General features: G+C 73.6%; 11 protein-coding genes. 5 read left to right on the forward strand and 6 right to left on the reverse strand.

Annotated features, from left to right (window positions below):
- Nucleotides 1-159: 159 nt before the first annotated feature.
- Complete coding sequence (locus WME76_RS45685) at nucleotides 160-1,380, reverse strand: serine/threonine-protein kinase (protein WP_437962497.1); 1,221 nt, start codon at nucleotides 1,378-1,380, stop codon at nucleotides 160-162.
- Nucleotides 1,381-1,944: 564 nt separating this feature from the next.
- Between WME76_RS45685 and WME76_RS45690 the strand changes: the two genes are divergently transcribed.
- Together WME76_RS45690 and WME76_RS45695 are read left to right on the forward strand one after the other, a co-directional pair.
- On the forward strand, nucleotides 1,945-4,263 hold the full coding sequence (locus WME76_RS45690; RefSeq protein WP_437962498.1) for a Kelch repeat-containing protein: 2,319 nt from the start codon (nucleotides 1,945-1,947) through the stop codon (nucleotides 4,261-4,263).
- Between the two features lie 220 nt (nucleotides 4,264-4,483).
- On the forward strand, nucleotides 4,484-9,556 hold the full coding sequence (locus WME76_RS45695) for a sensor histidine kinase (protein ID WP_437962499.1): 5,073 nt from the start codon (nucleotides 4,484-4,486) through the stop codon (nucleotides 9,554-9,556).
- A 19-nt stretch (nucleotides 9,557-9,575) separates the two neighbouring features.
- On the opposite strand, the gene WME76_RS45700 is transcribed toward WME76_RS45695, so the two are convergent.
- From WME76_RS45700 to WME76_RS45715, 4 genes are all read right to left on the reverse strand, one after another.
- A complete protein-coding gene (locus WME76_RS45700; protein WP_437962500.1) occupies nucleotides 9,576-10,121 on the reverse strand; it encodes a cytochrome C in 546 nt (181 codons plus the stop codon).
- 209 nt (nucleotides 10,122-10,330) lie between these two features.
- Nucleotides 10,331-12,511, reverse strand: a complete 2,181-nt coding sequence (locus tag WME76_RS45705) for a heavy metal translocating P-type ATPase (RefSeq protein WP_437962501.1) — start codon at nucleotides 12,509-12,511, stop codon at nucleotides 10,331-10,333.
- Between the two features lie 2 nt (nucleotides 12,512-12,513).
- Complete coding sequence (locus WME76_RS45710) at nucleotides 12,514-13,104, reverse strand: hypothetical protein (RefSeq protein WP_437962502.1); 591 nt, start codon at nucleotides 13,102-13,104, stop codon at nucleotides 12,514-12,516.
- 49 nt (nucleotides 13,105-13,153) lie between these two features.
- A complete protein-coding gene (locus WME76_RS45715) occupies nucleotides 13,154-13,399 on the reverse strand; it encodes a hypothetical protein (RefSeq protein ID WP_437962503.1) in 246 nt (81 codons plus the stop codon).
- Between the two features lie 596 nt (nucleotides 13,400-13,995).
- Between WME76_RS45715 and tssC the strand changes: the two genes are divergently transcribed.
- The 3 genes from tssC to WME76_RS45730 all read left to right on the forward strand — a co-directional run bounded on the left by tssC (nucleotide 13,996) and on the right by WME76_RS45730 (nucleotide 18,377).
- Entirely contained in the window at nucleotides 13,996-15,468 is a 1,473-nt protein-coding gene (tssC, locus tag WME76_RS45720; protein ID WP_437962504.1) for a type VI secretion system contractile sheath large subunit, read from the forward strand.
- A 106-nt stretch (nucleotides 15,469-15,574) separates the two neighbouring features.
- Nucleotides 15,575-17,689: a M13 family metallopeptidase gene (locus WME76_RS45725; RefSeq protein ID WP_437962505.1), complete on the forward strand. Its 2,115-nt coding sequence runs from the start codon at nucleotides 15,575-15,577 to the stop codon at nucleotides 17,687-17,689.
- Between the two features lie 55 nt (nucleotides 17,690-17,744).
- Nucleotides 17,745-18,377, forward strand: coding sequence for a glutathione S-transferase family protein (locus WME76_RS45730; RefSeq protein ID WP_437962506.1), 633 nt, complete (start codon nucleotides 17,745-17,747; stop codon nucleotides 18,375-18,377).
- A 54-nt stretch (nucleotides 18,378-18,431) separates the two neighbouring features.
- On the opposite strand, the gene ggt is transcribed toward WME76_RS45730, so the two are convergent.
- Complete coding sequence (ggt, locus tag WME76_RS45735) at nucleotides 18,432-20,081, reverse strand: gamma-glutamyltransferase (protein ID WP_437962507.1); 1,650 nt, start codon at nucleotides 20,079-20,081, stop codon at nucleotides 18,432-18,434.
- Nucleotides 20,082-20,472 lie beyond the last annotated feature (391 nt).

Consider the following 20,472-nt stretch of genomic DNA (forward strand, 5'->3'; position numbering starts at 1 on the left):
TACTACGCCAGCCCGTCCAGGCCGACGCGACGTTTTCGCGCCGCGCCGCGCGGCGATCCATCCATCCCGCGTGCGCCTGCGCCCGCGCCCGCGGGATGGCCGCGCGCCGCTCTCCCGCTTCTCCATGCCCGCGCGGCGAGGGCGCGCGGCCGCGTCGCTTCAGCGAGGGGCGGCGGTCGTCGGCGGCGGCGCGGCCGCCTCCGGGCGCTCCGCCGACGGAGCGCCGGGCGCCCCGGAGCGCACCGCGGCCACGCCGAGGATCGCGATCAGCGACGCGATCGCCGCGAGCACCGCGAGGCGCGCCGCGCTGCTCGCCCGGTCCGCCGCGCCCCGCTGCGAGGCCCTCGAGGACGCCGGCGCGCTCTGCCCGGCGCCCTCGTGCGGGGGGCGCGCCGGCGCGGCGCGCGGCCGCGCGTCCAACCCGAGCCCGAGGCCGATGGTGGGGAGCGAGGCGCGGGGGCGCGGAGGGAGCGTCGCGCCGAGCATCCGCGCGGCGCGCTGCGCGCGCTCCTGGCCGGTCGCCGAGGCGTGGGGGGCGAGCGCGAGCGCCAGCTCGGCCACGTTCGCGGGCCGCCGCGCCGGATCCTTCGCGAGGCAGCCGAGGAGGGCGCGCTCGACGGCGGGGGGGATGTCGGGCTGGAGCGCGCTCGGGAGCGCCGGCTCCGCGCTCCCGACGCGCAGCGCGAGATCGGCGAGCGAGCCCGCCTCGAACGGCGGCTGCCCGGTGAGGAGCCGGTAGAGGATCGCGCCGAGCGAATAGATGTCGGCGCGGGCGTCGACCGGCTGCGACGACCGCACCTGCTCCGGCGCCATGTAGAGGGCGGCGCCGAGCGCCTCCCGGGGCTGCGCCGGGTCGCCGCCGTCGCCCTCGCGCGCGCTGGGCAGCTCCTTCGCGATGCCGAGGTCGAGCACCTTCACCAGCGTCGCGCCCTCGGGCGTCGTCGTCAGGAGCAGGCTCGCCGGCTCGAGCGCGCGGTGCACGATCCCCGCGGCGTGCGCCTCGGCGATCGCCACGCAGGCCTGCAGCACGCAATCGAGGGCCTCCGTGACGTCCAGCTGGCCCCCCTCGCGGAGCAGCTCGGAGAGGCCTCGTCCCTCGAGGTACTCCGTGACCGCGTAGGGCACGCCCGAGCCGAGCTGGCCGACGTCGAGCACCCGCGCGACGTGCTCGCCCTTGAGCTGCATCGCCGCGCGCGCCTCCCGGAGGAACCGCTCGGCGCGCGCCGGGGTGCAGTCGCCGGGCAGGAGCCTTATCGCGACCCGCTGCCCGCGAGCGAGGTGGCTGGCGGCGACCACCGTCTCGGTCCCGCCCCCGCCAAGGACCCCGTCGACCCGGTACTGCTCCGCGATCACGTCCCCTGCGATCACAGGTGCGTTCATCAAGGCTCCCCGAAGCACGCGCACCGGCTCAGGCGCAGCCGCCCCCCCCGGACATGCTCAGGTTCACCCTATCACATCGGTTCCCTGGATTGGCGGTCGTGCGTGAGGACGGCCGGACAGAGAGGCCCGGAGACGAGCACGAGAGCGCGTGAATATCGCCCGACCGGGCGCACCTGAGCCCTCGAGATGAGGCCAGCCGACAAACCGACACGAGATCTCGCACCACGGGACAGCTCGCCCCAGCACCACGGACATCGCTCTCCCCCGTCCCGGGGCTCGGGGCCCGGCGAGCCTTCAGGCGCGCGCCCCCCCGCCGCCGGGAGGGCGGGCCATCACGGCAGGCCACGGCCGGCGGGAGCGCGCGCGCGCCGGCTCGCGGCGATCGCCCTCCTCCACGCGCTCGGGTGCGCGAGCGCGCCGCTCGACGATCACGAGGCCGCCCGGGACGAGCTGCGCGCCCCGCCCGCGCACCCGGCCCTCGCGGCCGGCGACGCCCTGTTGCGCGCGAAGGACCGCGATCTCACCGCAGCTCGGGGCGGCGCGGCGCCTGAAGACGCGGCGCCGGTGGATCCTGTGTGGATCGCCGTCGGCTGGATGGTGACGCCGCGCGGCGAGCATACGGCGACCTTGCTGGACGATGGCAGGGTCCTCATCGCCGGGGGGCTTTACGGGAACTACATGGGGCTCTGGTTGTGCCCCATTTCGTTCTCGCAAACCCACCTGGACAGCGCGGAGATCTACGATCCCGCGACCGCCGCGTTCGCGCCCGCGGCGTCGATGTCCCGCGCGCGTCTGGAGCACACGGCCACGCGTCTCTCGGACGGGCGCGTGCTGATCGTCGGCGGGCTCGACGCGGAGGAAAGCGCCGAGATCTACGACCCGGCGCTCGACGCGTGGCATGCGGCCGCGCCGCCGCACCTCGGGCGAAAGCGCCACGCGGCCACGCTGCTCGCCGACGGCAGGGTCCTCCTCAGCGGAGGAGCCGACGCCGGAGGCTCGCCCACGGCGAGCGTCGAGCTCTACGACCCGATCGCGGGTACGTGGAGCGAGGGACCGCCCATGGCAGCGACCCGCCAGACCCATCAGTCCGTCCGCCTGCTCGACGGGCGCGTGCTCGTCACCGGCGGCGCACGCGGGGAGCACGCAGGCAGCGCCGAGATCTTCGACCCGACGACGTCGAGCTGGTCGTTCACCGCCCCGCGCGACAGCGTCTTCCACGACCTCACCGCGACGCTGCTCCAGGACGGCCGGGTGCTCACCACCGAGCGGGCCGGCGTCGCCGAGGTCTACGACCCCGTCGCGGACGTCTGGACAGCGGCCCCCGGCAAGCTCGGCGACACGCCCCCGAGCGGCTCGCCCGGGGAGCTCGACTACACCTACAGCAACGGCGTGTTCGGCGAGGCGGCCGCGCGGCTCCCCGACGGCCAGGTCATGATCAGCGGAGGCGTCGAGGGGATCACCGTCACAGACCCCTGGGTAGGGACCAGCTGCTCGTCGGCGGCGAACGAGCACGCTCATAACATCCACGGCCGGGTCCAGACGTACGATCCCGCCGGCGACGCGTGGTCGCCGGCGCCCTCGCTCCCCGCGCGCGGGTACCACACGGCGACTCCGCTCCAGGACGGATCCCTCCTCGTGGCCGGCGGATACACCTTCTCCTGGGGCGCCCGGGATGTCGAGAGCACCCCGCTCGCGGTCGTTTACGACGGCCTGAAGGAGAACGGCGCCGGCTGTTCCCTCGCTGGCCAGTGCGCGAGCGGGCACTGCGTGGACGGCGTGTGCTGCGCGTCGGCTTGCGATGGCGGCGTGTGCGACGCCTGCTCGGTGGCGGCAGGAAGCACGCAGGACGGCCTCTGCACCCCGTTCGAGGGCACCGCGTGTGACGACGGCGACGCGTGCACGCAGGTCGACACCTGTCAGGCAGGCGCCTGCACGGGCGGCAGCCCGGTCGCGTGCGCCGCGCCCGACGGCTGCCACGTCGCCGCGTGCGACCCGGAGAGCGGCGCCTGCGCCGTCGCGGCCGCCCCCGACGGCGCGCCCTGCGACGACGGCGACGCGTGCACGCAGGTCGACACCTGCCAGGCAGGCGCCTGCACGGGCGGCAGCCCGGTCGCGTGCGCCGCGCCCGACGGCTGCCACGTCGCCGCGTGCGACCCGGAGAGCGGCGCCTGCGCCGTCGCGACCGCCCCCGACGGCGCGCCCTGCGACGACGGCGACGCGTGCACGCAGGTCGACACCTGCCAGGCAGGCGCCTGCGCCGGCGCCGATCCCGTGCGGTGCGCCGCCCCCGATAGCTGCCATGTCGCCTCCTGCAACCCGGACGACGGCACCTGCGTCTCCGCGCCCGCGCCCGACGGCGCGCCCTGCAACGACGGCAATGCCTGCACGCAGGTCGACACCTGCCGGGCAGGCGCCTGCGCCGGCGCCGATCCCGTGCAGTGCGCCGCGCCCGACGGCTGCCATGTCGCCGCGTGCAATCCAGCGACGGGCGCGTGCGTCGCGCCGCCGCAGCCGGATGGGACGGCGTGCGATGATGGCGACCCGTGCACGGGCGGCGACTCCTGTCGCGCCGGCGTCTGCGCCGGCACCCCGTCGAGCGCCGGAGCGTGCGGAGGCGGCGAGGGCGGCGGGGCAGACGCCGGAGCTGGCCCCGTCGACGCCGGCAGCGACGCTGCGGCCGCCGAGGAGGATGGCGGCCCCGAGGAAGACGCCGGCGTCACGTATGTCGGCGCCACCGCCGAGCCGGGCGACGAGGTCACCCCGCCGGGCGGCTGCAGCGCGGCGGGCTCGAGGGACGACGGGTGGACGGCCGCCGTCGCCGGCCTGGGGCTGCTCCTCGCCTCGCGCCGCAGGCGAACGAGCAGCGCCGCGCGCTCTCGGTAGCAAGCCCGTCCGACAGGCCTGCTCGCCCGCGCGACGCGGGCCGGCCGCGCAGCGCGCCCCGCGAGGTTCGATGGGCTGAAGACGTCTCGAGGAGACATCCCTCCAGGCGCTTTCGCGACAGGCGCGCGCTCCCGGCCTGCCGCGAAAGCGCGGACTTCCCAGCTCGCACGCCCGCGCCTCGTGCTTTACATTCCCCCGCGTCGCGCGAGGGGGAACGCGTATGACTCGGGTGGAAGCGGCTGAGGTCCACCGCTGCGGTCGCTTCCTGCTCCGCAGGCTGACGATCGCTGGCAAGACGGTGGTGCAGAAGACCGTCCGGGGGAGCCATCCGGCCCCGGGCGCAGCAGCCCTCCTGCTCCGGGAGCACGCCTTCCTGCGCCGGCTCGACGCGCCGGGGGTCGCGCGGCCGCTCGCGCTGGAGGGCACCGAGGCCGCGCCCGTGCTCGTCCTCGAGGACGCAGGCCCCGAGGACCTGGAGCGACGGCTCGCCCGGGGGCCGCTCGCGCTGGCGACGTTCTTCCACGTCGCCATCGCGCTCGCCGACACGTGCGTGCGCGTCCACGGCGGCGGCGTGGTCCACCGCGCGATCGCCCCTGGCCGCGTGGTCCTCGGCGCGGATGGGCAGGTCACCCTCGTCCACTTCGCGGACGCGGCCGAGCTCACGAGCGTGCCCGGCGCCGTGGAGATCGAGACGCTCAGGGCGCTGCCCTTCATGTCCCCCGAGCAGCTCGGGCGGATGAACCGGTTCGTGGACTGGCGCTCCGACCTGTACGCGCTGGGCGCGACGTTCCACGCCATGCTCACCGGCGCGCCGCCCTTCCGCGACGCCGATCCGCTCGCGCTCGTGCACGCCCACATGGCGAGGAGCCCCGTGCCCCCGCACGTGGTGAGCCCGCACGTCCCGGCGGCGCTCTCCGGCATCGTGCAGCGGCTGCTCGCGAAGATGCCGGAGCTGCGGTACCAGAGCGCCGAGAGCCTCGCCGACGACCTGCGCGAGGCGCGGCGGCGATGGTCGACCGCGGGCGCCATCGCGCCCTTCGAGCTCGGCCGCCTCGACCTCGCGCGGCGGCTCCCGCTGCCCGAGCGCCTGTTCGGGCGCGAGCGCGAGCTCGCCGCGCTGCGCGGCGCGCTCGACCGCGCGTCGCGCGGCGGGACCGAGCTCGCGCTGGTGACCGGAGAGGCGGGCATCGGCAAGACCGCCCTCGTCGAGGCGCTGCGCGACACCATCGCCGAGCGGGGCGGGCGGTTCATCGCGGGCAAGTTCGATCTGCGCGCCGCGAACGTGCCCTACTCGTCCGTGGTCGAGGCGCTCTGCGGCCTCGCGGACGCGCTCCGCGCCGAGCCGGAGGAGCGCCGCGCAGCGCTCAGGGACGCGGTGGGCGAGCCGTGCCGCGCGCTCGGCGAGCTCTGCCCGGCGCTGGCAGAGCTCTTCGGTGAGCTCCCCGAGCTGCCCGCCGTGGATCCGATGCGCGCCGAGCGCCGCTTCCTGCTCGCGGTCCAGGCGTTCGTGCGCGCCGTGGCCAGCCAGCGGCCGCCGCTCGCGATCTTCCTCGACGACCTCCAGTGGACCGACGCGGCGTCGCTCCGCGTCCTCCGCGCCCTCGCCGCGGACCCGAGCAGCGAGCGCGTGCTCCTGCTCGCCGCGTACCGGCCGCTGGCGCTGGGCCTCATGCACCCGCTCCACGCGACCCTCGGGGATCTCCGGCAGGCGCAGGGCGCCGCGATCACCCGCCTCTCGCTCGGGCCGCTCGACGTCAAGGCCGTCGTCGCGCTGCTCGCCGAGGCGCTCCGCTGCGCGCCCGAGCGGGCGCGGCCGCTCGCCGAGCTCATCCTCGCCAAGACCGCGGGCAACCCCTTCTTCATCCGCCAGCTCGTCCGGTCGCTCCAGGAGCAAGGGCTGCTCGTGTTCGACGCGGACCGCGCGACGTGGACCTGGGACATCGGCCGGATCGAGCGGGTCGGGGTCACCGACAACGTGGTCCAGCTCATGACGGAGTCGGTCCGCAAGCTGCCCGAGCAGGCGCAGGAGCTCCTGCAGGTCGCCGCGTGCATCGGCAAGCGCGCGGAGCTCAGGACCGCCGCGGCGGTGTCGGGCCGGTCGATCGACGAGGCGACCGCGGCGCTCGGCCAGCCGCTCCGCGAGGGGCTCCTCGTGCCCGACAGCGCGCGCGAGCGCGAGGCGGAGCTCGCGGTCCGGTTCGCCCACGATCGCGTCCAGCAGACCGCCTACGAGCTCGCGCCCGAGGCGCGGCGGCAGGAGCTGCACCTGGCGATCGGCCGCTTCCTCGAGGCCTCGTGCGACGGCGGGGCGGACGGCGCGCTGTTCGACGCCGTGGACCAGCTCAACCTCGGCGCCGCGCTGCTCGACGACGACCAGCGCGACCACCTCGCGCGGCTGAACCACCGCGCCGGCGTCAAGGCGCGGCGCGCCGCGGCGTTCGGCCCGGCGCTCGAGTACTTCCGCGGCGGCATCCGGCTGCTGCCGGAGGGCGCGCCCCGCGCGCGGCGCGAGCTCTGGGTCGCCCTCCGCCGCGACGCCGCGGAGTGCGCCGCGCTGACCGATCGGCACGCCATGGCCCGCGCGCTCGTCGAGGAGGGGCTCCGCCGCGCGACGTCCACCGCCGAGCGGGCCGAGCTCGAGGAGATCCGCCTCATGAGCGCGACGATCACCGGCGAGCACGCGCTGGCGCTCGGGTGGGGGCGCGAGGCGATGCGCGCCGGCTTCGGGGTCGAGCTGCCCGCGGCGGGGCTCGACGAGGAGATCGCGGCGCAGCGGCGGGCGATCGCCGCGCGCCTCGGGGTGCGCCCGCCCGCGTCGCTCGTCGACCTCCCGCGCCTGACCAGCCCCGAGGGGCGGGCGTACATGAAGATCCTCGCCGGGATGCTGGCGCCCGCCTGGTTCGCGGACCGGAAGCGGCTCCTGCTCCTCACCCTGCTCGGCGTCCGCTTCACGCTGGAGCACGGCAACTCGAGCGAGGCGATCCTCCCCTACGCGGCGCACGCGATGTTCCTGGCGGCCGAGGGCGCGCTGCAGAGCGCCGAGGGCTTCGGCCGGCTCGCCGTGGAGCTCGCGCGGCGGTTCGAGGATTGCGCGCAGGAGACGACAGCGCTGTACATGTACAACGACTTCGTGCGCCCGTGGATCGCGCCGCTCGCGTCGTGCGCGGCGCAGAGCCGCGAGGTCGTCGCCCGGGGCGTGTCGTGCGGCGAGCTCCGCTTCGCCTCCTACGCGCACACGGGGATCGTCGAGCACTCGTTCGCCGCGGGGGTCGAGCTCGATCGGGTGCTCGTCGATGTGGACGACGCGCTCGCGTTCAGCCGGCAGACGGGCAACCGATCCACGCTCCTCTACCAGCTCGCCTACCGGCAGACCATCCGGTGCCTCAAGGGGCTCACGCGGGGCCGCAACGCGGTCGAGGACGACGAGTTCGACGAGCGGGCCTTCCTCGCGGAGGCGCAGCGAGAGCCGCCAGCGTGCTGCGTGTACCACATCCTGCGCCTCGCGACCTCGTACGTGTTCCGGGATCGGGCGCAGGCCGTCGCGCACGCCGACGCGGCGATCCCGTACATGCATTTCATCGGCGGCTACATCCCCGAGTGCCAGCACGCGTACTTCACCGCGCTCACGCTGCTCTGGCGGTGCGACGGGGCCGACGAGCAGGAGAGGGCCGCGCTGCTCGCGCGCGTGGCCGAGCTGCGGCGCGCCCTCCAGCGGTGGGAGCGCGGCTGCGCGGAGAACTTCCGGTCGAGGCGCCTCCTGGTCGACGCGGAGATCGCCCGCGTCGAGCGCCGGTTCGAGGCCGCCGCCGCGCGGTACGACGAGGCCATCGAGGCGGCGACGCGCGCGGGGTTCCTCCACGGGGCGGCGTTCGGCAACGAGCTGGCCGGGCGCTTCTATCACGGGCTCGGCCGGGCGCGGATCGCGGCCATGTACCTGCGCGCCGCGCGGCAGGGGTTCGACCGCTGGGGGGCCACGGAGAAGGCGCGCGCGCTCGCGGACGAGTTCAGCCTCGGCGCGCCCGGCGAGGATCCCGAGCTCGCCGGGGAGCGCTTGCCCGCGGCCGCCCTCGACGCGCTCAGCCTGCTCAAGGCCGCCGAGACCCTCTCGGGCGAGATCGTGCTCGATCGGCTGCTCGAGAAGCTCCTCGGCGTCTGCCTGGAGGCCGCCGGCGCGCAGCGCGGCGCGCTCGTGTTCGAGGAGGAGGGGGAGCTCTTCGTGCAGGCCGTGGGCCGCGTCGCGGCGCCGGTCTCCATCGAGCGCACGCCGCTCGCCGGGTCGCGCGAGGTCCCGGCGAAGGTCGTCGAGCGCGCGCACGCGACGCAGGAGATCCTCGTGAGCGACGACGCGGCCGGCGATCCGGCGCTCGCCGGCGACCCCTACTTCGCCGAGGGCGGCTCGAGGTCGGTCCTGGTCCTGCCGATCCGCCGGAACGAGGCCCGGCTCGGGGTCGTCTACCTCGAGAACAAGCTCGCCACGCGCGCGTTCACGCGCGACCGCGTCCACGTGCTGGAGCTCCTGTCCGACCAGATCGCGATCGCCCTCGAGAACGCCCGGCTCTACCGCGAAGCGCAGCGCGCGATCCGCGTCCGCGACGACTTCCTCAGCGTCGCGTCGCACGAGCTGAGGACGCCCGTCACCTCGCTGCGCCTCGGCCTGCAGTCGATGCTCCGCCGCAACGACCTCGCGCCCGAGGAGCACATCACGCGCGGCCTGCACAGGATGGACAGGCAGGTGCAGCGGCTCGTCCGGCTGATCGACGATCTCCTGGACGTCTCGCAGCTCCACACCGGCCGGCTGGAGCTGCACGTGGAGCCGGTCGACCTCGCGGAGGCCGTGGGCGACGTCGTGGAGCGGCTCGGCGCGCGCATCGCGCAATCGGGCTCGACCGTGAGCGTGCGCGCGGAGCCGTCGATCGTGGGCTCGTGGGACAGGAGCAGGCTGGAGCAGGTGATCTCGAACCTGCTCGACAACGCCCTCAAGTTCGGCGCGGGCGCGCCGATCGAGATCGCGGTCGCGCGCAGGGACGGCACGGCAGAGCTCGTGGTGCAGGACCACGGCATCGGGATCCCGGCGGAGCGGCTCCCGCACGTGTTCGAGCGGTTCGAGCGGGCCGTGTCGAGCCGCCATTTCGGGGGGCTCGGCCTGGGGCTCCACGTGGTGAAGAGCATCGTCGAGGCGCTCGGCGGGGCGGCGCGCGCGGACAGCCGCCCGGGCGAGGGGGCGCGGATCACGGTGGAGCTGCCCTGCGACGTCGCGGGCAGCGCCGGCGGCGCTCGGCGGCCTGCTGCCTGAGGCGAACGGCCCGGAGGCGCTACGGACTGCGCGCCGGCTGCTGCGGGACCATCAGGATGTACGGCGTCTCCGGCTCCTCGCCCGGCGGCACCGCCCGGGGCGCGGGGGCGCCCTTCTCACCGAGGCTCCGGATGAAGCGGTACATCGCCACGAGATCGCCCTCGTGCATGGTCACGTAGTTCAGCCAGGGCATCGGCGGGCGGCCGGCGGCCGCGCGGAACATCTGCACCCACGCCTCCTCGCTGAGGTTCTGGGCGGTGATCCGGAGGTTCGCCGCGTAGCTCGTCCCCCACGGACCCCGGTAGCCGACGTCGTTGCCCGTGAGCCACTCCGAGGCCGGGAGCCTGCCGCTCGAGCGGTCCCAGCCGGGCGTGTGGCAATCGTTGCACCCGCCCACGAGGATCAGATACCGGCCGGCCTCCTCCGGGCTGGACGCTCTCACGTACGGCGGGCTCTCGGGCTGGGCGAAGGCCGCACACCCGATCACCGCCGCCAGCGCCGCGCCCGGCAGCCCGCGCACAGCCCAGCGCGCCGCGCGCGCCCGCGCGGCCGAGGAGGAGGTCACGTCAGTTCGCATTGCGCTCCCCATGCCAGCCATTCCATCCGTAGTGCAGCGAGCGTGCCGGGCCGCAGCGCGGCGCGCGGCGGAACGCGTCCGCCGGCGTCGGACGCGCGGTGGATCCTACGTCGCAAACGTCGACAGCGTCTCGCGCGTCTCGCACGTCTCGCACGCCTCGCACGCCTGGCGCCGCGTCGCGCCGGCGCGCTGCGCGCTCATGCGCCGCGGACGGCGCGGGACCGCCGGCGCGGCGCCGCCATGAGCGGCCGGAGGCCGTTCACGCAGGCGAGGACCGCGGAGCCGTTGTTCATGAGCGTCGCCATGACCGGGTTCAGCAGCCCGGGGATCGACAGCGCGTACGCGGCCGCGTTCACGGCGAGGATCATCGAGAAGTTCTGGTGGATGATGCGCATCGCGGCGCGCGAGATGTCGATCGCCTCGACGAGCTTGGACAGATCGTCCTCCACGAGGACGACGCCCGCCGTCTCCCGGGCGATCTCCGCGCCCGCGGAGACGGAGATGCCGATATCGGCGTACGAGAGCGCCGGCGAGTCGTTGATGCCGTCCCCGACGACCGCGACCGTGCGGCCCTCCTGCGTGAGCCGGCGCGTGATCTCCGCCTTGTCCTCGGGCAGCATCTCCGCGAAGAACCGCGTGATCCCGAGCTCGAGGGACACCTGCCGGGCCACCTCGCGGCTGTCGCCCGTCAGCATGACGATGTCGTCGATCCCGCGCTCGCGCAGGCTCCGGATCGTCGCGCGGCTCTCGGCCCGGATCGCGTCGCGGTAGGCGAGCGTGGCGACGTGCCGCCCGTCGACGGCGAGGAAGAGGAGCGATTTCGCCGTCGACTCGAGCGCCTGCCTGGCGCTGGCCTCGGTGCGGCAGGCGATGCCGAGCTCCTCGATGAAGCGCGGGCTGCCGAGCTGCACGACCCTGCCGAGGACCCTCGCCTGCACCCCCCGGCCGACGAGGTAGCGCGACTCCTCCCGGTCCGGGATCGACAGCCGCCACGCGTCGGCGAGCCGCAGCACCGCCTGCGAGACGGGGTGGGTCTGCCGCGCGGACACCGCGGCCGCGAGCGTCGCCGCCTCGCGCTCGGACAGCGCGTCGTGGACGAGGAAGTCCGTGACCTCGGGGACGCCGGAGGTCAGCGTGCCCGTCTTGTCGAAGACCACGGTCGACACCTTCGCGAGCTTCTCGATGTAGGCGCCGCCCTTGATGAGGATCCCGCGGCGCGCCGCGGCGTTCATCGAGGCGAGCACCGTGGTCGGCGCCGAGACGCGCGGGCCGGTGCCGAAGTCGATCGTCAGGATCGCGGACACGCGGCCGAGATCGCGCGTGGCCGCGAGCACGACGGCCGAGCAGGCGAGCGCCGGCGGGACGAGGCGGTCCGCCACGACCTCCGCGTAGTTCTGCGCGCGCGTCTCCAGCGCGGGCGCGCTCTCGATGAGCCGCGCCGTGCTCGCGGCGGTCGTGTCGCCGCCGACGCGCTCGGCGCGGATGTACAGCTTGCCGTCCTTGATGGCGGTCGCCGCGAAGCAGCGGTCGCCGGGGCCCTTGAGCACGGGCATCGACTCGCCGGTCAGCGACTGCTGGTCGACGAGCCCCTCTCCGTCCGTGACCGTGCCGTCGACCGGGATCACCGAGCCGGTGTAGACGACGAGGACGTCGCCCACGGCGAGCTCGGCCACCGGGACCTGCACCTTGGCGTCGCCGCGGACCACCCACGCGAGGTCCTTCTGGTACCCGAGCAGGCCGACGATCGCGCGCCGGGCGCGGGCCTGGGTGCGGTCGCGGATGTGGTCGCCGAGCGTGACAAGCCAGATGATCCCGGCGGCGTTGATCGCGTCCCCGGTCGCCACGGCCGAGGCGATCGCGAGGCTGTCGAGCAGGTCGACGTTGAGCTTGCGCTGCCGCACCACCGAGTCCCACGCCCGCTTGAAGATGGGCGCGCACGTCGCGGCGATGAACGGGTACGCGAGCAGCGGCGAGACGAAGCCGAGCGAGAGGAGCATCCCGGCGCTCGAGAGGTAGAGCGGGCGCCGCGCGACGGCGGACGCGCGGCGCGCCTCCCGGGCGTGGCGGGCGACGCGCAGCGCCCCGCGCGGGGCCGGCGCGGCGGAGGCCTGGGCGGCGGCGCGCACGATGGCGGCGACGTCCGCCTGCCGCGGGTCGTGCTCGACGACGGCGCTCGCCGCGCCCTCGGCGAGGCGCACGGACAGGACCCCCGGCACGGCGGTGAGCCCCGCCTCGAGCAGCGGGCCGAAGGCCGCGTCCCGGCGCAGGCGCGGGAGCCGCAGGCGGACCCTGCCCGGGATCGCGTGGACGACGTCGACGCTGCCCGCGCGGTCCACGACGGAGAGCGGCTCGGCCCCGCTCGACGGAAGCGCTGCCATCGTCACCCCGCCTCGCCGCCGGTGGGCGCCCCCGCGCTCGCGAGGAAGCCCTGGATGCGGCCGTGGTTCAGCACCACGAACGCGTCGAATCCATACTTGACCAGCGTGATCCAGTGAGGCGCGCTCGGGGCGCGCCGCAGGAGCACCTGGAGCAGCCCGGAGCCGACGAGGAGCCCGGGGATCACGATCTTGAGATCGACCTGCGGCGGCGGGACGACCTGCGACGCCGCGTTCAGCCGGTCCACGGCCTTGACGACGAGGCGCGCCGTCCGGCCCGGGCTCGGCGGCTCGACCGGCCCGGCGCAGCGCGGCGGCGGGGGCGCGAGCTCGTCGAGCGAGCCGCAGCCGCAGCCGGAGAGCTCGGGGATGCGCGCGAGCTCGGAGAGGACGTCCTCGAGCGGGACGTCCGGCTCGTGCTCGACGGTGAGGCTCGCGGCCCACGCGTTCTCCCGCGCGTCGACGACGCTCGGGCACGCGCGCGCCAGCTCCGCGATCTCCGCCGCCCGCGCCGGGTCCCGGCGGAGGGCGGGGACGCCGAGGCGCGCGCGCCCTGGAATGCAGTGAATGATGAAGACCCCTCGATCGCTCGGCATGGCACACCTCCCGGCCGGCGGAGGCCGGGTCACCAGGACAGCCCTCTCCTCAGCGCGCGGGCGGCTCCATCTCGACGCGCACCCCGGCGTCGGCGCTCTGCTGCTGCCGCGCCATCTCGTCCTTCACCTCGGCGACGAGGTCGGCGAGCCGCTCCCTGCCCTCGCCGAGCGCGCCCTTGACCGCCTCGAACGCGACGAAGCCGAGCCGCATGGCCCGCTTGACGGTCGGACGGGTGATCCTCGTCAAGCTGGCGAGACCAACACCGATGATGATGCCGAGCCCGAGGCGTTCCATCTCCCCTCCTCTCCTCGAATTACACGACCGGCGGCGCCGACAGGCGCGCGCCGCGGACGCATGGAATCACGGAATCACAGAATCATGAGATGACAGAGCATTTGAACCACAGAGGCACAGAGGGCACAGAGGGAGAGAGTCAGAACGAGAATCCCGCTCTCCGCGCCTCGGCGCGGCTGGTCCTCTGGAGTGTGGGCCGCGCGGGGCGCCAGGGCCGCGCGGCGCGGGCGCCTCGCGGCCACGACCTGGACGGGCGCACCCGCGCTGGCGGCGGCGCCGGATCCGGGATCATGAGAGGCCGCCTTCGAGCAAAACCCCCTGCTTCCGCGACTTCCGTGAGAGCACCCACAGGAATTTGTAACACCCTAGTCGCTCGATCGCCACGTACATTTCATGTCCACTCGACACCTGACTCAGGTGCTGGCGGAGCGTCCTGTCCGGACCTCCGGGCGAGGCGCGCCGCCACGTCGGCCACGTCGGCCGCCATGTCGGTCGCCTCGCCGGGCGCGAGTCCGCGCTGGTCGGGCGCGGGGCCGCGGGGGCGCCCGGTTGTCCGTCGCTTCCAGCCGGCGAGCGACCGTGGTAAATTTGTGGACATGCAAGCGGGGCAGCACGAAGAGCCCGCGAAGGAGGGCGGCGGCTCTCTGATCGCGGCGCTCCTTGCGGAGGCGGGGGTCGCGCCGGCCAGCGACGCGTACGAGGGCGTCAAGCGGGGCGTGGAGGTCGCGCTGGGCAAGGCGGTCCGCCGGCCGGAGGACGGCGCGGGGATCGACAACGCCCTGGTCGACCTGTGGATCGCCGAGATCGACCAGCGGCTGTCGCGCCAGATCGACGAGATCCTGCACCACCCGGTGTTCCAGCGGCTGGAGGCCGCGTGGCGCGGGCTCAAGTTCGCGATCGATCACATCGACTTCCGCGAGAACATCCGGATCGAGGTCCTCAATTGCTCGAAGGACGATCTGCTCGCAGATTTCGAGGACTCGTCCGAGGTGGTGAGGAGCGGCCTTTACAAGATCGTCTATTCCTCGGAGTTCGGCTCCTTCGGCGGCAAGCCGTTCGCGGCCGTCATCTCGAACTACGAGTTTGGCCCCGGGCCCCAGGACATCGCGCTCCTCCAGAAATGCGCGGCGGTGGCGACGATGTCGCACGCGCCGTTCCTGGCCGTCGCTGGCCCGCAGTTCTTCGGGCTCACGGACTACCGGAAGGTGCCGCACCTCGGCGACGTCAAGGCGCTCTTCGAGGGGCCGCAGTACGTGAAGTACACAGCGTTCCGCGAGTCCGAGGACGCGCGCTACGTGGGCCTGCTCCTCCCGCGCTTCCTCCTGCGCCTGCCCTACGGCGCGAGCACCGTCCCGGTCAAGGCGTTCTCGTACGAGGAGGACGTCGTCGGCGACCACGCGGCCTACTGCTGGGGCGCCCCGACGTACGCGATGGCGACCCGGCTCGCCGAGAGCTTCGCGCGCCACCGCTGGTGTCTGCACATCATCGGGCCGCAGTCAGGCGGCACGGTCGAGGGGCTCACGCTCCACGAGTACGAGGCGCTGGGCGCGATCCAGACGAAGATCCCGACCGAGATCATGCTGACCGAGCGCCGCGAGTTCGAGCTCAGCGAGGAGGGCTTCATCGGGCTCACGTTCCGGAAGGACACCGACAACGCCTGCTTCTTCTCCGCGAACTCCGTGCAGAAGCCCAAATTCTTCGGTCAGAGCGAGGAGGGGCGCACCGCGGAGGTCAATTACCGGCTCGGCACGCAGCTACCGTACATCTTCCTCGTCAGCCGGCTCGCGCACTACCTCAAGGTGATGCAGCGGGAGCAGATCGGCACATGGAAGGAGCGCGCCGATCTCGAGCGCGAGCTGAACGGCTGGCTGAGCCAGTACGTCGCGGACATGGATGTCGTGTCGCCCGCCGTGCGCTCGCGCAGGCCGCTCCGCAAGGCGCGGACCGCGGTGACCGAGGTCGAGGGGAGCGCGGGCTGGTACCGGGTGCACCTCGAGGTGCGCCCGCACCTCAAGTACATGGGGGCTTACTTCACCCTGAGCCTGATGGGAAAGCTCGACAAGGAGTGATGTAGCCCGTGGTTCCGGGCGGACGTACGGTCCGCGACCGCGCATCGCGTAGATCGTGCCCGCGTGATGCGCACCGCGCATCGCGCAGATCGTGGTAAAGCGCCACATGCGCACGCAACGACAGCCTGGAGCTCTCCTCGCGATCACCCTGGCCCTCTCTGCGCTGCCGGCCTGCGGCCCCGCCGCGAGCCCGCCGCCGCTCCCCGCCGGCGGCGCCAAGGCGACACCTGCGCCGCCCGCGCCGCAGGGCCTGCCGGTGGTCGAGACGCGGCTCGAGAACGTCGGGCTCGACGAGTCCGCGCTCGATCGCTCGGCGAACCCCTGCGAGGACTTCTACCAGTTCGCCTGCGGCGGGTGGCTGGCGAAGGCGGAGATCCCGGGGGACGAGCCTTACTGGATGCGGAGCTTCAACGAGATCGAGAAGCGCAACGAGGCGGAGCTGCGGCGCATCCTCGAGGAGGCCGCGCAGACCGGCGACCGGGATCCGGTGAGCAAGAAGATCGGGGCCTACTACGGGGCGTGCATGGACGAGGCCGCGGTCGAGGCCGCCGGCGTGAAGCCGATCGCGGACCTCCTCGCGAAGGCGCGGCGGGTGCGTGACGCGAAGGGCGTCGGGGCGCTCGTCACCGAGCTCCACGGCCGCGGCATCTGGGCGCTGTTCGACATCGCCGCCGCGCAGGACATGAAGGACGCGACGCGCGTCATCGCGCAGCTCGACCAGAGCGGGCTCGGCCTGCCGGACCGCGATTACTACCTCAACGAGGACGACAAATCGAAGGCGCTCCGCAGGACGTATGAAGAGCACGTCGCGCGGATGATGCGGCTCGCCGGGGCGCAGGAGGCCGCGGCGAGGAAGGCGGCGGCCGACGTGATGCAGGTCGAGACCGAGCTCGCGAAGGTCTCGAAGACGCGGGTCGAGCGCCGGGATCCGAAGGGGCTTTACAACAAGCTGGACCGGGCGGCGCTCGCGAAGGCGTCGCCGGACTTCCCGTGGGACGCGTACTTCCAGGGGCTCGGCCGCCCCGACGTCAAGGAGGTCAACGTGACCTCCGTGCGCTTCTTCGAGGGGCTCTCGCGGCTGCTCAAGGCGGCGAAGCCCGCCGCGTGGCAGAATTACCTGGCGTGGCACGTGGTGCGCTCGATGGCGCCCGCGCTGCCCAAGGCGTTCGTCGACGAGAGCTTCACGCTGCGCGCGGCGCTCACGGGGCAGCAGGAGGAGCGGCCGCGCTGGAAGCGCTGCGTGAGCGCGACCGACGACGCGCTCGGGGAGCTGCTCGCGCAGCCGTTCGTCAAGACGAGCTTCCCCGGCGAGAGCAAGCCGGCGGCCGAGGCGATGGTGCGCGAGATCAGCGGCGCGTTCGGGCGCGAGGTCCGGTCGCTCGACTGGATGGATGAGGGGACGAAGCAGCGCGCGCTCGCGAAGCTCGGCGCGATGGCGAACCTCATCGGGTATCCCGACAAGTGGAGGACGTACGACTTCGAGGTGGATCCGAAGGAGTACGCGAAGAACGAGCTCGCGTCGCGCGCCTTCGACGTGCGCTGGCACCTCGGGAAGATCGACAAGCCGGTCGACCGCGACGAGTGGCAGATGAGCCCGCCCGCCGTGAACGCCTATTACGACCCGCAGCGGAATCACATGGTGTTCCCCGCCGGCATCCTTCAGCCGCCGTTCTACAGCGTGAAGTCGGGCGTGGCGGTGAACCTCGGCGGCATCGGCATGGTGGTCGGGCACGAGCTCACGCACGGGTTCGACGACGAGGGGTCGCAGTTCGACGCGAAGGGCAACCTGGAGGACTGGTGGGCGAAGGAGGTGGGGGCGGCGTTCAGGGAGAAGACCGGCTGTGTCGAGGCGCAGTATTCGGCCTATGAGGTGCTGCCGGGGCTCAAGGTGAACGGCAAGCTGACGCTCGGCGAGAACATCGCGGACCTCGGGGGCCTGAAGCTCGCGTTCATGGCGTACCGGGAGATGCGCAAGGGCGCGGCGGAGCAGACGGTGGCGGGCGGGCTCACGGAAGATCAGCAGTTCTTCCTGGCGCACGGGCAGTCCTGGTGCGGCAAGATGCGCGACGAGGCGCTGCGGCTGATGGTGCAGGTGAACCCGCACTCCCCGCCGCGCTTCCGCGTGAACGGGCCGCTCGCGAACCTCCCGGAGTTCGGCGAGGCCTTCAAGTGCGCGCCCGGCACGCCGATGCGGCCGACCCGCACGTGCGCGGTCTGGTAGGCAGCGCGCCGGGCCGCGCGTTGCGGCGCGCGGCGTCCTCGGTTACAGGCAGGCCATGATCCTGATTGGCCAGTACGACTCGCCGTTCGTGCGCCGCGTCGCCGTGGCGCTCCAGCATCATGGGCTCGCGTATGAGCACCGCCCGTGGTCGGTGTGGGCAGACGCCGAGTCCATCGCGAAGTACAACCCGCTCCGGCGCGTGCCGGTGCTCGTCACGGACGACGGAGAGTCGCTCGTGGAGAGCGCGGCGATCCTCGACGCCCTCGACGGCATGGTGGGGCCCGAGCGCGCGCTCCTGCCGCCCTCGGGCGAGGCGCGCCGCGCCGGGCTGCGGGTCTGCGCGCTCGCCACCGGGCTCGCGGACAAGGCGGTGAGCCTGCTCTACGAGCACGTGCTGCGCTCCGGCGATCGCCGCAGCCCGGTGTGGGTGAGCCGCTGCGTCACGCAGATCGGCGAGACGCTCGATCTGCTGGAGCGCGAGCGCGCCGCCCGGCGCGGCGACGACTGGTGGCTGGGCGCCTTCAGCCACGCCGACATCGCGGTGGCCTGCGCGCTGCGCTTCCTCGGCGAGGCGCACCCGACCCTCACCGACGCCGCGCGGCGGCCGGCGCTGGCCGCGCTGGCGGCCCGCTGCGAGGCGCTCCCGGTGTTCGCCGCGGTGGTCCAGCCGCTCCACGTCGCCGTGTAGCGCTGGCATCGACAAGATCCCGCAACGGCTGATCAGGGCGCCGCGGCTGCCCGCTCACTCGTGGGCAGCCGCGCAGCCCCGCCCGCGCCGCGGCCGGCACGCCTCGCCGACCGCGCCTCCGCGCCGCCCGTCGGCCGCCCCGTACCGCTTTCCGCTCCGGAGATCGATGAGCACGGCGTTCACCGCGCCGATCTCCCCCTCGGTGAGGGGGTGACCGAGGGCCGCGAGCCCGTCGAGCGACGTCTGCGGGAAGCCGGGCTCGACCGTGACCTCCCCTGCCGGAGACGTGATCGAGATCCGCGGCGCGTCGACGGCCTCCTGAAGCGTCATCCGGTGATCGAGGAGGTTCATCACCACCTGCAGGACGGAGTTGATGATCGTGGCCCCTCCGGGAGAGCCGAGCGCCGCGAAGGGCTCGCCTCGCTTGAAGAGGAGGGTCGGCGAGATGCTGCTCCTCGGCCGCTTGAACGGCGCGACGTTGTTCGTGCCCGGCGCCGGGGCGGGCTGGCGATTGAAATCGGTGAGCTCGTTGTTGAGCAGGAAGCCATATCCAGGGACGGTGATGCCCGTCCCCCAGAGCTGCTCGATCGTCACGGTGCACGCGACCACGTTCCCCCAGCCGTCGACCACGCTGAAATGGGTCGTCGATCCCTCCTCGTGGTCGTCGGCGAGCGGCGCCGCGGGGACGCGGCCGTCGAACGGTAGAGGCTCGCCCGCCGCTGGCCTGGCCATCCGGGTCGTCTCCGAGATCATCGCGCTCCGCGTGGCCACATAAGGATCGGCGAGGAGGCCGGCCGCCGGGACGTCCACGAGATCGTCGTCTCCCATCCACACCGCCCGATCCGCGAACGCGAGGCGCATGCCCTCGATCATCACGTGCAGCGTCCTGGTCTCGCCGAAGCCGAACCCGCGGCGCTCGTTGCCGGCGGGGAACCGCTCGAGCATCTTCAGGATCTGGATCATCGTGAGCCCGCCCGAGGACGGCGAGGGCATCGAGGCGACGGTGAAGCCTCGATAATCGTCGATGACTGGCGTCCGGAGCGCGACGTCGTAGAGCGCGAGATCGTCGAGGGTCATCCGGCCTTCCCCGCCGTCGTACCGAGCGCGGCGCTGGGCGTCGACGATGGCCTCGGCGATCTCGCCCTCGTAGAAGGCGGCGGGGCCTTCCTGCGCGATGAGATCGAGCGTGCGGGCGAGATCCGGCTGGACGAGGATGTCCCCGGCCTGCAGCGGCGTGCCGTCGGGGCGCCTGAAGATCGCCCTGGTCTCCGGCTGGAGCGTCGTCCTCGCGCTCGCGGCGTTCTCGGCGACGAACTCGCTCACGGGGACCCCGACCTCCGCGAGCACGATGGCCGGATCGAGCGTCTCTGCCAGGGTGAATGTCCCCCACGCCTCCAGCGCCGTGGCGAGCCCGAGGACGGCGCCTGGCACCCCGACGGAGATTCCGCTGGTCGAGACCTCGGTGAACGACCCTCCGGCGAGCATGCCCACCTCGGCCGCCGCGGGCGCCTTTTCCCGGAAGTCGAGCGCGAGCGTCTCGCCGCTGTGCGCGAGGTGCACCATCATGAAGCCGCCTCCGCCGATCCCCGACGCGGGGGGCTCCACGACGTTCATCGCGAAGGCCATGGCGACCGCGGCGTCGATCGCGTTGCCGCCCTGCTCGAGGATCTGCGCGCCGACGTCGGCGGCGAGCGGATCGTTCACCGCGACCACGCCGCAGCGGCGTGATCTTGCACGGCATGACGGTGCATGAGCGCCGCGGCCCCTCGCGAGATCCGCCGTCGGCCCATCGGCTGGGTGGCTGTCCGGGGCGGGCGAGTGTCCAGCCCCCAGGGTTGGTGATGTCGCGAGCGCGAGGGCCGTGCCCACGACGATGAGGCAGAGCAAATCCTTTGACATGAGGATCTTCCTTCCGGCCGCCGGTGAACGCGAGCGGAGTCCCTTGTGATGGTTTCGCTTCGAGCGTTCCGCGGTCAAACGCATCGTTTCCGAGGCTGGATGAGCAGGCAAGCGTTTATAGAATGTTCCTGATTGCCATGTTCCGACCCGAACGTCGCGATTTCGTCAGGAAGCCGGATACCGATGTTCAAGCGGC

It is taken from the genome of Sorangium sp. So ce119 (assembly GCF_051524405.1).
GTDB classification, from domain to species: Bacteria; Myxococcota_A; Polyangia; order Polyangiales; family Polyangiaceae; genus Sorangium; species Sorangium cellulosum_G.

What these genes read in the sequence shown, in the direction of transcription:
- WME76_RS45685 (WP_437962497.1), bottom strand. Translation starts at nt 1,380, where the DNA reads ATGAACGCACCTGTGATCGCAGGGGACGTGATCGCGGAGCAGTACCGG.
- WME76_RS45695 (WP_437962499.1), top strand. Translation starts at nt 4,484, where the DNA reads ATGACTCGGGTGGAAGCGGCTGAGGTCCACCGCTGCGGTCGCTTCCTG.
- WME76_RS45705 (WP_437962501.1), bottom strand. Translation starts at nt 12,511, where the DNA reads ATGGCAGCGCTTCCGTCGAGCGGGGCCGAGCCGCTCTCCGTCGTGGAC.
- WME76_RS45715 (WP_437962503.1), bottom strand. Translation starts at nt 13,399, where the DNA reads ATGGAACGCCTCGGGCTCGGCATCATCATCGGTGTTGGTCTCGCCAGC.
- WME76_RS45710 (WP_437962502.1), bottom strand. Translation starts at nt 13,104, where the DNA reads ATGCCGAGCGATCGAGGGGTCTTCATCATTCACTGCATTCCAGGGCGC.
- tssC (WP_437962504.1), top strand. Translation starts at nt 13,996, where the DNA reads ATGCAAGCGGGGCAGCACGAAGAGCCCGCGAAGGAGGGCGGCGGCTCT.
- WME76_RS45730 (WP_437962506.1), top strand. Translation starts at nt 17,745, where the DNA reads ATGATCCTGATTGGCCAGTACGACTCGCCGTTCGTGCGCCGCGTCGCC.
- WME76_RS45725 (WP_437962505.1), top strand. Translation starts at nt 15,575, where the DNA reads ATGCGCACGCAACGACAGCCTGGAGCTCTCCTCGCGATCACCCTGGCC.